Annotated in this window: 12 protein-coding genes; 8 read left to right on the top strand and 4 right to left on the bottom strand. The window is 40.6% G+C overall.

What is annotated here, in order from left to right; all coding sequences use genetic code 11:
* Nucleotides 1–5 precede the first annotated feature (5 nt).
* From QNM16_RS06525 to QNM16_RS06515, 3 genes are all read right to left on the bottom strand, one after another.
* Nucleotides 6–1,748, bottom strand: a complete 1,743-nt coding sequence (locus tag QNM16_RS06525; RefSeq protein ID WP_284019734.1) for a carbamoyltransferase family protein — start codon at nucleotides 1,746–1,748, stop codon at nucleotides 6–8.
* A 77-nt stretch (nucleotides 1,749–1,825) separates the two neighbouring features.
* A complete protein-coding gene (gene fabD / locus QNM16_RS06520; RefSeq protein ID WP_284019733.1) occupies nucleotides 1,826–2,938 on the bottom strand; it encodes an ACP S-malonyltransferase in 1,113 nt (370 codons plus the stop codon).
* A gap of 14 nt (nucleotides 2,939–2,952) precedes the next feature.
* Entirely contained in the window at nucleotides 2,953–4,440 is a 1,488-nt protein-coding gene (locus QNM16_RS06515; RefSeq protein WP_284019732.1) for a PfaD family polyunsaturated fatty acid/polyketide biosynthesis protein, read from the bottom strand.
* A gap of 270 nt (nucleotides 4,441–4,710) precedes the next feature.
* On the opposite strand from QNM16_RS06515, the gene QNM16_RS06510 reads away from it, so the two are divergent.
* The gene (locus QNM16_RS06510) at nucleotides 4,711–5,223 is read left to right on the top strand and encodes a M23 family metallopeptidase (protein ID WP_284019731.1); all 513 of its coding nucleotides are present in this window, start codon (nucleotides 4,711–4,713) and stop codon (nucleotides 5,221–5,223) included.
* A 403-nt stretch (nucleotides 5,224–5,626) separates the two neighbouring features.
* A complete protein-coding gene (locus QNM16_RS06505) occupies nucleotides 5,627–7,381 on the top strand; it encodes an ATP-binding protein (protein ID WP_284019730.1) in 1,755 nt (584 codons plus the stop codon).
* 225 nt (nucleotides 7,382–7,606) lie between these two features.
* On the opposite strand, the gene QNM16_RS06500 is transcribed toward QNM16_RS06505, so the two are convergent.
* Complete coding sequence (locus QNM16_RS06500) at nucleotides 7,607–7,705, bottom strand: phage integrase N-terminal SAM-like domain-containing protein (RefSeq protein ID WP_284019898.1); 99 nt, start codon at nucleotides 7,703–7,705, stop codon at nucleotides 7,607–7,609.
* 246 nt (nucleotides 7,706–7,951) lie between these two features.
* Between QNM16_RS06500 and QNM16_RS06495 the strand changes: the two genes are divergently transcribed.
* The 6 genes from QNM16_RS06495 (at nucleotide 7,952) to QNM16_RS06470 (ending at nucleotide 13,216) form a co-directional block, all read left to right on the top strand.
* The gene (locus tag QNM16_RS06495; RefSeq protein WP_284019729.1) at nucleotides 7,952–8,488 is read left to right on the top strand and encodes a hypothetical protein; all 537 of its coding nucleotides are present in this window, start codon (nucleotides 7,952–7,954) and stop codon (nucleotides 8,486–8,488) included.
* 408 nt (nucleotides 8,489–8,896) lie between these two features.
* Nucleotides 8,897–9,163 carry a hypothetical protein gene (locus tag QNM16_RS06490; RefSeq protein ID WP_284019728.1) on the top strand — a complete coding sequence of 89 codons (267 nt, stop codon included), beginning with the start codon at nucleotides 8,897–8,899 and terminating at the stop codon, nucleotides 9,161–9,163.
* Between the two features lie 77 nt (nucleotides 9,164–9,240).
* Nucleotides 9,241–9,618, top strand: coding sequence for a hypothetical protein (locus tag QNM16_RS06485; RefSeq protein WP_284019727.1), 378 nt, complete (start codon nucleotides 9,241–9,243; stop codon nucleotides 9,616–9,618).
* Between the two features lie 116 nt (nucleotides 9,619–9,734).
* A complete protein-coding gene (locus QNM16_RS06480) occupies nucleotides 9,735–10,847 on the top strand; it encodes a restriction endonuclease (RefSeq protein ID WP_284019726.1) in 1,113 nt (370 codons plus the stop codon).
* 184 nt (nucleotides 10,848–11,031) lie between these two features.
* Nucleotides 11,032–11,436, top strand: a complete 405-nt coding sequence (locus tag QNM16_RS06475; protein ID WP_284019725.1) for a hypothetical protein — start codon at nucleotides 11,032–11,034, stop codon at nucleotides 11,434–11,436.
* A gap of 685 nt (nucleotides 11,437–12,121) precedes the next feature.
* Nucleotides 12,122–13,216, top strand: coding sequence for a hypothetical protein (locus QNM16_RS06470; protein WP_284019724.1), 1,095 nt, complete (start codon nucleotides 12,122–12,124; stop codon nucleotides 13,214–13,216).
* Nucleotides 13,217–13,487 lie beyond the last annotated feature (271 nt).

Genomic DNA, 13,487 nt, shown 5'->3' with positions numbered 1-13,487 from the left:
TACTGTTAGCTCTTTTCGTAAATGGTGTTGTTAATCACCAACACATCGATGCCTGACATCAGGAACACCGCGAGCATATCTTCAACAGAATGCACAATGGGCTTACCCATAATGTTGAAGCTGGTGTTTAGTAGCACAGGCACGCCTGTGATCTCTTTAAAGCTACTGATCAAGTTGTAGTAAGGTTCGTTCCACTCTTTTTTCACTGACTGCAAACGGCCTGTGTTATCGACGTGCACAACCGCAGGCACCTTGTCTCGTACTTCTTCTCTAAAGACCAAAGTACGCTCCATGTAAGGTGACTCTTGGTAGTTTTCAAAGTATTCATCGCCATGCTCGTGCAAAATAGACGGTGCAAACGGTCTGAACTCTTCACGGAACTTAACGCGGGCATTGATGGTGTCTTTCATATCAGGCAAACATGGGTTTGCGAGGATTGAGCGGTTACCTAAAGAGCGCGGACCAAATTCGGCGCGACCTTGTGCCCACCCGATGATTTTGCCTTGCGCTAAAAACTCTGCGGTTTTTTTGTAGACCTCATCGCCGTAATCTGTGGCTTTTAAGTGGCCATATTGCGCCAGCTTTTGCAGTGACTTTTCTTTGACTGTTGAGCCTGTATATGGCGATTGCACGGTTTTACTTGGCTGCCAACTTGGGTTGTCTTGCTGGTAACTTAAAAACGCAGCGCCAATGGCATTGCCATCATCAGCAGGGGCTGAAGGTACAAAAATGTTGTCAAATTTGGAGCGCTCAAGAGCGGTGCCCATAAATGAGGAGTTCAGAGAACAGCCACCTGAAATACATAGGTTTTTAGACGGTGCATACTCGTATGCGGCGTTGATTAAATCCATGAAGATCTCACCAAACACCAACTGACCTGTGTAAGCAAAGTCTTTATAGCGTTCAATTGACTCACCTGGCTCTCTTGCCATGCTTTTGATTTCTTTCATGATGGCATTAAGGTTTTTCGGAACAGCAAAGTTACCGTTTTTAACCTGCAAAGATGAGCGCAGTAAATCATAGACTCTTTGGTCTTTTTTACCGTACGGGGCAAGGCCCATCACTTTCCACTCTTCACCTTTGAGCGGGTCAAAGCCGAGGTTTTCACAGATGATGGTGTAGAACAAACCTAAACTCTTAAATGAGCGTTTTACCTTGATTGGCGCAGGTTTAATTTTGCCATGTTTGTAGGTGTAATAGGCAATACTGCTTTTTTCGCCCATGCCATCTACCACGATACACGTTGCGTCATCATACGGGCTGTTAAAACAGGCGTTGGCCGCGTGGGTTAAATGGTGGTCGTGATAGCGTACATCCGTTGGTTTTTTAGTTCTGTAGTTACCGACGATAAAATTACGGCAACCTGCTTCAAAAAAGCGTGATAGGGTTCTGCCAGCCGCCGCCTGAGAAGCGCGAGCAAAGTAGAACTGATCTTTAATATCGCGGGTGTTGACGTCAATATTAAATGAGAAAGTCTCTAAAATACTTAAAACCACATTTTCTAAAATATTGGTGCTTTTTTCGCGGCCTTTACTCCATGTTTTGGCAATCACTAGCTCAGTGCAATCGGCGCAGTGCGTTTTTAGTACTTCTTCAATGTAGTAAGGGTTGTCTGGCAAGCAGTATAGGCCACGTTTGTAGCCTAAAAAGCGCTCTGCGTCTTCGGCAAAAATGAGTTCGCCTTTTGCGTTAACGATTGCAATTGCAGGGTCGTGAAATGAGGTGGCTAAGCCAATGTAATATTTCATCGCTGTGGTCCAATATTATGGTTAAGTTTTATTCTGTTGATGGCCTTACTTGGGCCAGTGATTGTATTCATGTGGATTTAAGCCGTTGCGGGGATGTGCGCATGCTGCTGAGCAGGGCGTAAATCAGTTAAATGGAAGTATCCGCCGAAACCGTGCAAATAAAGTGTAGGGCGGTGGCCAAACTGTAGAGTGGCTTGAGTACGGGTTTTATAGGGTGTTGTTTGCCCTTTAATAAGCACCTCGGTACCCACTGGATACATGTTATTCCAGTGTGCAACCTGCTGCTGCGGCGTAACATTTGCTTGAATATTTGAGGGTGTTTTTACGACACTGGACTGCTCTGGCTTTACAAACTGTTTTTCAATGGTTTGCACTAATTTAGTGAGCACCTTTTTTGGCCCAAGCTCTAAAAAGTCCATATCGCCTTGTGAGAGCAAATATTCAACGCTTTTAGTCCACTGCACAGGCTGGGTAATTTGCGCTATTAAGTGCTGAGCGATATCTGCATGGTGATAAGGCTGTGCTGTGACGTTAGCAATCACAGGTGTTTGCAAAGTTTTAAACTCAAAGCCTTGAATAAATTCAGCAAACTCAGTTTGCGCAGGGGCCATATAGCGAGAATGAAATGCACCACTTGTATTGAGTTTGATAAAGCGACCACTTAGCTGCTCTATAAAAGCTTGGCTTTTATTAATGTCTTCAGCAAGCCCTGAGATCACGATTTGGTCTGGCGCATTCAAATTGGCAATATCAATGGTGTTTAAGTTGTTCTCTGTCAGTGCGTTATTTAAGTCAAATTCGCTGACATTCAGCACAGCGGCCATGGCGCCTGGAGCTGCTTCGCTCATGAGTGCACCGCGCTTTTGTACCAGCTTTAACCCAGTCTCAAAACTGATCGCACCTGCGGCAAATAACGCAGCGTATTCACCCAAGCTGTGACCTGCTAAATAGTCTGCAGCTCCCTGTTGTTTTTGCTGTTGTAAAAAGGCGAGGGCACTGACGACATAAAGCGCAGGCTGAGTAAATTGAGTGTGATTAAGCTGCTTGTTGGGATCTGCCAAGCACAGCTCGCTGATTGAGTAACCAAGCAAGTCACTGGCTTGCTCAACATACGCAGGAAACTCAGCAAAAAGCGATTTGCCCATGCCGACGTATTGTGATCCTTGTCCCGGAAATATGTATGTTTTCATATCTACTCCGTTTTTTATTTGTAAGCGAGGTTAGCTGCCAGCAGTTGTTGCACTTTGGCATTCATTAATTCAGCGGTGTCTTGCATCAGTTTGTCGGCAATTTTGTCAACGTGACGGTTTTGCCATGGTTCAAGCTCAGTGCCTTTGACCCACTGATTAAATGCACCAAGAGCTGGGCCTGTGTGCACTTGAAAGTTCACTCGCATTTGCTCATCGCCGCTAAAGGCCAACTTCATGCTGTGGGCAAAGTACCAGCGAAACACGCGGGCCATTTTGTATTTGCCGTCTTTTTCGGCGCGCTCCACATCATGTGGGCGCTTAGATGCAAGCAAGTAGTCTTTGGTTTGTTGCCAGATCTCGTCAAAGCTCATGTTGAAGTACTTGTCTTGTAGCTGCGCTTGTATTCTTTGCGGTAGGGCGTCGAGCGAGTCATATTGCTGATAAAGCTGAAACAACTTGTTGGCACGCGCCGCAAAAAAACTGCCTTTTTTCAGTACCTGCACCTTGGCACCGGATTCAAACATATCGCCAGCGGGCGCATACTCAGTGTCTTGCACATTGATGTGTTGCAGCATGTGTTTAACGGCATCGGATGTACCTGCTTCGACGGTGCATTGGTTGATTGAGCCCGTGAGAATAAAGTCTGCGCCCATCATAAAAGCGGCTGCGGCAGCACTTGGCGTGCCAATGCCGCCACCAAGCCCAATTCGCGGTGAATGCAAAAAGCCAAACTCAGCGACTTTTTGGTCCCGTAAGCTTTGGATTGCGGGCAGTAAAACAGCGGGCTGTCCTCTGTCTGTATGGCCGCCTGAGTCCGCCTCGACACAGATGTCGTCACACATAAATATGGATTGGCTTAATTTAGCTTGCTCGGCTGTGATTTTATGGTCATCAAGCAGTTGTTGGACGATTTGCTGAGGTGCTGGGCTTAAAAAGCCATTGGCGACTTCTGGGCGAGAGAGTTTGGCGATCAGCTTATTGTGGGAGCGCACAATGCCTTGTTCATCTTGGTATAAACCCTGTAAGCGATACAGTACCAGAGCGGGTGTAATGCGAATAAACGCGGCAGCTTCGATACACTTTATACCATGTTGTAGGTAGAGCGCTACGGTGGCAAGCTCGGTATCTGGCGAGTCTAAATTTGCCACTAGATTCATTCCATATGCTTGGCCATGTGTGAGCTTGCTTTGAATATGAATTATGTCTTGTTCTATGTCTTTTAGTTGCCTGCCGCCTGTGCCTAAAAAGCCCATCACGCCTGCGTTTGCAAGTGCGATGACCAACTCTTTAGAGGCAATACCACGATACATACCGCCTGCCAAATAAGCAGATTTGAGACCATAGTCTTTGCGAAAATTGGCACAGCCAAGGTTGTTTGGTGAAATCTTGGCTAAGTCGAAGCTGTTTTCGCTTTTAGTACTTTGTTGGTTTTTGTTGTTATGTTTTTGTTCACACATGACATCAGTTAACTGGACGTTTTCATGATCTATAGCGTGCTGCATACCATTTCCAAGCGGGATCATCTTAGTTATAACGCATGGTGGTACATAATTATGAAAGCAAAATGGAGGAATAAATTTTATTTTTATAATACTAGTTTATTAGTTTGTATTTTAATCAGCGTGTTATTCAGCACTTTTTAAGGAGTTTTAGTATTTAATCAACTTTTAAAGGCTGGTTAGCCACTCAGTTATGTCTTTTCGTGCATTTTATGCAACTAAATTATTCTTTTTTGATGTGGATTGGTTGGCAAAAATTTTAAGGATTGCAGTGTGAGGTATCTAAAGTATTTACTCTTTGTTGTGACTTTCATCATTTTAATCGGTTTGTTACTGCCCGAGAAGTTACGCATACCGGTTCGTGGTGCCAGTGCTCATGATTGGCATCAAGAGACTTTTTGGTATGAACCGTGGGTGAGTTCGGGCGTGCACAAAGGCATAGATATTTTTGGAAAAAAAGGCACAGATGTGTTGTCGGCATCCGACGGCGTTGTTTTATTTTCAGGGCAGTTCAATAAAGGCGGCAGAGTGGTGATTGTACTCGGCCCTAAATGGCGCATTCATTATTATGCGCACCTAGAGAGTGTTATAACCCATGCTGGTCAGTGGCTAAGTTCAGGTCAACCCATTGGTACTTTGGGCGATACAGGCAACGCCAAAGGAAAACCTGCCCATGTGCATTACTCTATCTTGTCTCTTATCCCGCTACCTTGGCTTGTAACATTTGAAACCCAAGGCTGGAAAAAGATGTTTTATTTAGATCCAAGTAAGGCTTTGGTGGAGTGAGGGGGTTTTAGTTTTATTTCTATTTCTACCCTTCAAGTGTCTTTGGGGGCAATTAGTTACAAAATCAGATGCAGTCTGTTATCCAACAGAGGCAACATTAAATAGTGCTTTTGGCATATCTTTGTGTATACATATGTGCATGAATCATCAATAAAAATGGCGATTCCTTAGCTAGTCCAATTTTGATTTTTTTCTATTCGTATACTGTGTGGAAGTTGTCACAAATCAAGGTTATGTGGCAATTGATGTGCTTTGATATTTTTCAATTTGGTGACAGCTGGTTAACTTGTTGTTATGGTTTAGAGTAATAAAGTGCGTATTTGACAAGTTGTTGTTATGCGACATTTGTCGTAAATAAAAATTTTATGCTTTACGGATAATAATCGAACACAATGGAAATTTTATGAATACTTTGAACTTTAATGTTGATAGTCGTCTGGCAACGTTGCTAAGTGAAAATTATCGTTCAGTTGAAGCGGCATTAAAAGAGCTTGTAGATAATAGCTGGGATGCTGACTCTGAGGTGGTGGTTGTAAAGTTTCCAGAACCTCTTAGCAAAGATCCGATCATCATAGAAGACGATGGTTCGGGAATGACAGAAGAGGAGCTTAAAAATGAATACCTGCTGATTGCTAGGAATCGTAGAAGTCGTAGGGGTCAGTTTACTCCGAAAAAGTATAGAAAGGTTAAGGGAAGGAAAGGAATAGGCAAGTTTGCTGGCCTTATGTGCGCCAATAGAATGATCGTAGAGACTTGGACTAGAGGGACACGTTGTAAATTTGAAATCGATCTTCCTTCTTTAAATGAAGTGGGAGAGATTGAAGTTTTACCGCTACCACTTACCGTTACCGCGTGCGACCCTTTAGCAAGTGGTACAAAAATCACACTACTGGAAATGAAGCAAAATCTTGCTTTCCCTGATCCTGCCAAGTTCAGACAAAAGCTACTTCAAGATTATGGCAGGGAAAACGATTTTAAAATCGTAGTTAATGACAAAGAAATGGACGTTGATGATCTCAGGGGTAGCTTTGTTCAAAATACATTTGAAAGCAGTTCGCTAGGAAAGGTCAATCTAAAGTTCACGATTGCAGATAAGAAGTCAAAAGTAAGAAAGTCAGGTATTGCAATCAGAGTCGCTGGAAAGGTAGTGGGTGAACCTTCATCTTTTGGCCTAGAAGATGATGAAACATTTCCCGCTAAACTCCTAAATCAGCTGTATGGAGAGGTTGAGGCTGATGGTTTAATCGACCACGTAACTGCAGATTGGGGAGCGCTAATCGAAAATAGTCAGTTCATTTTAGAGTTGAAACACCTAATTCAACCGATAGTGAAAGAAGCTTTTCAAAAAGCATATTCGAAAGAGATGAATTTAGCACAAGCAAGGCTAGCAAAGAAGGTAAATGAAAGGTTAGAGCAGCTACCTGAGTTCAAAAGACAGTTTGCAGATGATGCAATTAGAAAGATATTACAGAAGTATTACGGCGAACCGGAGTCAAAGCTTGAGCCCATTGTTAACGTAATTCTAGATGCCATTGAACGGTCAGATTATAGAATGGTTATTGAACAACTTAATAGTGCTAGAAATTCAGAGATAGCTAAACTTGCAGAAGCCCTTGAAGACTATGGTATTGCGCAGCTGAGTTTCATGGCTGAACAAGCTGCCACTAGGCTCTCATTTCTCGATGCACTCGAAGAGTTATGTTTGAAGAATAGTACACTTGAAGCTGAACTCCATAGGGCTATTGAGAACAACATGTGGCTGTTTGGCCCAGAATACTCCATGTTTAGTTCGAATATAACATTAAGACGCCAGATTGAAGATTATTTGAATGAGAAATATACCGGAGATTTGGGGTCTAAAAGACCAGACTTACTTCTAAACCGTAGTGTTTACAATGAACATTTGTTAATCGAGTTTAAGAGGCCTAAACACAGCTTAAGCTACCTGGACTATCAGCAAGCAACGACCTACCGAAATGAGTTTACCAGGTATACTGATAAACCCATTAGAGTCATGCTTTTAGGCGGAAAACGAGGTGGTGATTTGCCTCGCCCAGATCATATTGAAGCAAATGTTGAAATATTAGTATTTGATGAGCTGATATCTGCGGCAAGGTATCAATTAGATTGGTTGCTAAGCGAGTTAACTAATCGTTAGAGAAAAACATAACCAATGAACAAAACAAATGAGACAGGTACAAATATATATCTGTATTTTGATTTATCTTGTAGAAGAGTCTGTCAGAATTTCTTTTGCGAACACAGGTGCATTGAGCACCTCAGCCTGTGTGTTTAGAGCTTAGAACCTAAAAACTTCGTTTTGTTGGTTGGCTAGGTGACTTAAAAACTGTTCTACCGCTTCCTCATCAAGTGTTTTTGGGTGCTATAAATTATGAAATCGAATAAAGGCAGTTATCCAATAGAGATAACATGAAATAGTACTTTTGGCATATCTTTGCGTATACATATGTTCCTGAATCATGGATAAAAATGGTGATTTCATATGCAGTTCCATTTTAAATTATTTATATGTATATATATACAGCACTCAGTATTTGTCAAATATCACTGTTATACGACAAGTGACATATTTTAACCATTTCTAATTTGGTGACATTTGCCTAACTTATTGTTATGGTTGAGGGTATTAAAGTGCGTATTTGAAAAGCTGTTGTTATGCGGCATTTGTCGTAGATAAAAATGTTATGTTACTCAAGTGGAAAGGTAAATGATCGAGTATTTAAAGTTAGTTGTTGATCTTGTGGGACATTTAGCTTGGCCAATAGTCGTTGCTGGAGCATTGTTGTACTTCAAAAAAGATGTTGCCAAGCTATTACAACGAGTAAAAAAAGCAAAGTATGGCGATATAGAAATTGATCTGGTTGAAGCTATCGATGAAGTCAAAGGCGATGCAATAGAATTAGGAATAACCATTGCTTATCCTAGCTCGTCTTTTAGTGCTAGCGATTTAGAATTAGTGCAGACAGCACCAGAATGGGCATTTTTACAATCTTGGCAAAATATCGAGAATATCCTTATAACTAAGGGATCTGACGGTAAGCATCAGCCAATTACCAAGATAGTTCGACAATTACAAAGTTTAGAGAAGATTGATAGTGGTTTAGCCGATCTAATTCTAAAAATGTATCGTTTGAGAAATGAAATTGTGCATGTGAGTGGAATTGATCTTACTAAGGCTGAAGCAATGGAATGGTTAGGTGTATCGAAAAGTATTTCAGATCGCTTAATCCAAAAATTAGCATAAAAATCAGACCGTAACATAACAAAGCATTTAAGAGTGATTCCCAACGCTGGGCATTTTTCATTCCATCGTTGGGTTTTGTGTTTGCGGTGGTATGGTTAAGTTTCGTGGAAGCGTTGCTCACACCTTAATGCGGCGTTAGGTATTCATCGGAGTTCTCATGAGATCATTAGAAATAAAAGAAAGAAATTCAAATACCCTTTTGCTTGCAAGATCTAAGCAAAGCGAACTCATAAGTTTTTTATTAGCTGCCTTCTTAATAGGTTCAATTTTTATAGTGTATTTGGTCAGGACTTTTCAAATGTGGACTTCATTAATTCCGTTGTGACTAAAATCAAACAGCAACCACTCCTGTTAATTGTACTTCTGCTTCCGCTTGTAGTATTAAAAAAGCTTCGTAATGTTCTAACTGTGCTTACAAAAGGTGATTGCTACACTTTCAACATCGACTCTAAGTCCATAAAGCATAACGGTAATACATTAGTTGGTTTCGACGATATTAAAGAAGTCCAAATCAGAATATTCAAGAGTGATGATTTTGACTCTTACAGTCTGTCTTTGGTGACGAATAACAATAAGTCCATTTTACTTGAAGAGCATAATGATCTTTCAATAACAAAAGAGTTAGCAGGTAACATCGCAGATTTTATAGGTGTATCCGTTCGTATAGAGAATTGAATACCTAACAAGCAATTTAAGCAGACCCTCAACGCGTGCCATTTTCAGTTTGCAGGGGGGTCAGTGGTTACGGCGCTATGCAGAAACAATCGCTGTGCGTTTCGGGCTACTTAATCGGGCGTTATGTGACTATTGTGAAAATCAACATTCGGAAGTACGAAACAGATGGTCGGCTGCTAGCCGTAATCATTGAAGATAAAAATAATGGTTGCGATGGCTGGATGGCATTTGAGAGTTTGAAAAGTGCTGCTAACGAGATTGCATCGCATAAAACCAGCTCTAAATTATTACCGTTTACAGAGTTTACTGAAGTTTATAATTACGGTGACACTGAGATAACACTGCAATATTGTGCTGATACTGGTGATATAGATATTGTCACCGATTCGAGTGATGGGATGAGCACTTTCCTTGATAAGTTAGTTACCAGTTATGACTTTGAGCTAGTCACATAACAAAACAAATTAAAATGCGGACAAAAAACAGTTGGCTTTGCTCGTACCTCACAAATTTTAGCCAACTATTTTTAGCCGTTTATTTGCGGCGTTAAGTCCTTTTTGGAGTCTGTAGATTGGAAAATTTTTTAGGTATTGTCCCCGTTGAAAGTATTGAGCAGGGATTTGTCGGTCGAAACAAGGAGCTCGAGAAGTTAGGTAGTTATCTTTCGAGTGACCCTATAGTCCTTCTTCAGGGAAGTGGAGGCGTAGGGAAGACCTCTTTATCCTATAAATATGCTTTAGAAAATAAAGATAGATACGAAAATGGTATTCATCGTTATTACGCATTCAATAGAACAAGTTCTATTATGGAGCTTTTGTCCGGTGATACTCTTAAATCCGAGTCTTTAGTTGTAATTGATGAATTTGATCTGGCGTCTGATTCGTTAGCAAAGGAAGTTATAGAAGTATCTGAAAAAGGTACTAAATTCCTTATTATTTCTAGATCAAATCTCCCTATATTTTCACAGTACCGAAAAATTGTACTTGATGGTTTTTCTCAGCTAGACCTCGAAGAGTATATTGCAGTGCGCAAAGTGATGGGGTTGCCTATTGAGGATATTAGCGCTTTATTTCATTGGTCAGGGGGACATCCTTTGGCTATGGATTTAGCACTAAATGCAATTCAAAATCGGAGATTGTCATTACAAGATGTAACATCACTGTTATCTAAATTTGATGCTACAGGCATTGTTGATTCTAATGGAAGGCCTTTGAGAAGTAACGAAAGTGCTCCTCCACAAATCATCAAGTCTGTACGCTATGTTAACGATGAGATGCTAGAACGTATTTATTCAGATCCGCTTAAAATGCATAGTTTGTCGCCGAGACAGTTTGAGGAGTTGACAGCGGAATTACTATATCGACAGGGCTATGAAGTGGAGTTGACTCCAGCTTCAGGTGATGGTGGTGTCGATATATATGCTGCAAAAAAAGATGGCGTAGGGAAGTTTTTATATCTTGTCGAGTGCAAGAAATATTCACCTCGAAATAAAGTAGGGGTCAATATAGTGCGTTCGTTGCATGGAGTAGTTCAACACAAAAGGGCAAATGCTGGTTTAGTAGTTACTACTTCTACTTTTACAAAAGGGGCGAGAGAGTTTCAAAATGATATTAAATACCAACTTCAATTAGCTGATTATATGGCTCTTCATGAATGGATTGATAAAGTGGCGAAAAGCACTTAACAAGCAATTCAAGCTGATTCGCAACGCTCGGCGCTTTCGGTTTTAATTGGTTTGGTGATTACGGTGCAGTGTTTGAGTGTGGTGGCAGCGCTGCTCACAACTTAATTGGGCGTTATACGTAATCATGAAATTATCATTTGGCGCAGTATTTCTGCTCATTTCGCTAAATAGCTATTGAAATAATATGGAACAAGGGAAAATTGACACTCAAAAGCTTTTTGATTCGGTGCTGCCTTTAGCGCAACAGTTTCTTCTCGAAAGTGAAGAATTTTTCCCTTTCGGAGAAGTCATGAAGCGTAATGGTGAGCAAGTTAGTTTATCTGCGCAGCTTGAAGATGAAAGGCCAAGTTCATCAGACCTAATTGAGCTTTTAAAAAATCATTATATTCAGTCGGCTCAGGCCCAAGATATTATTGCTGCCTCGCTAGCGTATGATGTCAAAATTAAGGGCTCTGATGCTATTGCTATCGATTTGGATCATGTAAGTGGTTACTCTGTAACTGTTTTTGTTCCATATGAGCTTACTGATGACGAATTAGTCATTGGAAAGATGTTTACCATTAAAGGTAAAAATCAAATATTCAAGTAAGGCGTAAATTACGTATAACAAACGCTTTAACCAAAAGGGACGCAAAACAGCAGGCTTGCGCTCCTTCGTCGCTAATTTTAGCCTGCTATTATGTAACCAAATGGGACAGGCATAAATTCATTGGACCAATTGATTTAGGGCATTAAATTATGAAATCGAGTAAAGGCAGTTATCCAATAGAGATACCATGAAAAGGTATTTTTGACATATCTTTGCGTAGGAAGATACGCTTGTATTATGGATAAAAATGGCTATTTCATAACCAGTTCCGTTTTGGTTTTTTGTATATATACAGTTCTCGCTAACCAAATGGGACAGGCACAAATTCATTGGACCAATTGATTTAGGGCATTAAATTATGAAATCGAATAAAGGCAGTTATCCAATATAGATACCATGAAATGGTACTTTTGACATATCTTTGTGCAGGAAGATACGCTTGTATTATTGATTAAAAGGACTATTTAACAACCAGTTTCATTTTGATTTTTTTGTATATATACAGTTCTCGATGTTTTTCAAATATCACTGTTATACGACAAGTGATGTGCTTCAACTGTTTCTAACTTGGTGATATCTGCTTAACTTATTGTTATGGTTGGGCGTATTAAAGTGCGTATTTGAAAAGCTGTCGTTATATGGCAGACATTACGCTGTTGTTATGCGACATTTATCGTAGATAAAAATGTTAGCGAATAAGGATAATATGGTGCTCGAAGAAAAATTATCATCTGCTGAAATTACGAAAGAGCAGAAGATAGCAGATAAAAGGTTGTATGCTGTAGGTGACATAACAGCTTCTGGTGATGAGATTGAGGGAATTTATTCAAGTTCTACTTTCTTCATCCTTTATGTAGGAGGTGGTGGTTCATTGAGTTGGGAGATAGAGCAAGTTCCAAGTTGGGCGAAAGACTCAATATCGGAGTGTCGACGTCTTAGAGGATTAGCCGAGAGTTATTTAAGTAGAAGACATTTGCCAAGAGTGAACAGGTTGTTATCTGATGCGCTAGCAACGTCATTACAGTCGCCAGAGGGTACTGATACAAGTGGCTTCTTTTCTGAAGCAAATGATTACATAGATAAGTATAAAGATGAAATAAAGAGCACAATAGCCCATGGTCCCGACTTCGTTATATATCGTACCAAAAGTGATTCGGTACAATGGTTCCATAAGAAACTGCCAGACTTTTTAAATAAGGCAGTGGAAGAATTTGAGAGCTTGCAGTCTTTATCAAACTCAGTCCTGCCAAAGTCTTATAGACCAGCAGTATCAAGTATGCTTGGTTCTTCATTGTCTGTGGCATTTAGAAAAAGTAAGGAAGATGATGTTCCATCTGTATTCCACAGCGCAAAAAAATTCATTTTATCTCAAACAGATTCTTACCTGAGAATTAAGCTTTTCATAGTGAGTCTACTTTCAACAATCATATTTTTACTATTCTTGCTTGTGTTATCTATCCCATTTGACGTTAATAATGTGTACCTTTTTGGGGCAGGCTCAGGTGTTTTGGGCGCTATGGTATCTGCGTTACAAAGAAACAACAAGATTTCTATTGATCCGTATGGAAGTTTGCTTGGCCTATACAGTGAGAGCATTTCGCGTTTGCTAATCGGAATTATTTTTGGACTATTTGTGGTTATTTGTGCAAAGTCAGAGCTAGCTCTCGCTCCATTCAAAGAAAACATATATGCAATAATTTGTTTTTCATTTATAGCGGGATTTACAGAGAGGTTTGTTCCAGACCTCATGTCATCTGTCAGTAAAACCACAAATGTTTAGAATGGCTAACAATCTGTTTAAGAGTGATTCGCAACACTTGGCATTTTTGCTATGCGTTGCGTTTAGTATTTAAGGTGGTATGCGGCGGCATCGGTATTGCGTTGCTCACACCTTAACAGAGCGTTAGCCTATTCGCAAAACCAAATGGGAAACCAAATGGGAAACCAAATGGGAAACCAAATGGGAAACCAAATGGGAAACCAAATGGGAAACCAAATGGGAAACCAAATGGGAAACCAAATGGGAAACCAAATGGGAAACCAAATGGGAC

The sequence above is a fragment of the Pseudoalteromonas umbrosa genome, from assembly GCF_030125375.1.
Classification (GTDB): domain Bacteria; phylum Pseudomonadota; class Gammaproteobacteria; order Enterobacterales; family Alteromonadaceae; genus Pseudoalteromonas; species Pseudoalteromonas umbrosa.
Note: the sequence above shows the minus strand (reverse complement) of the source record. Positions and strands in the feature narration are given on the sequence as shown.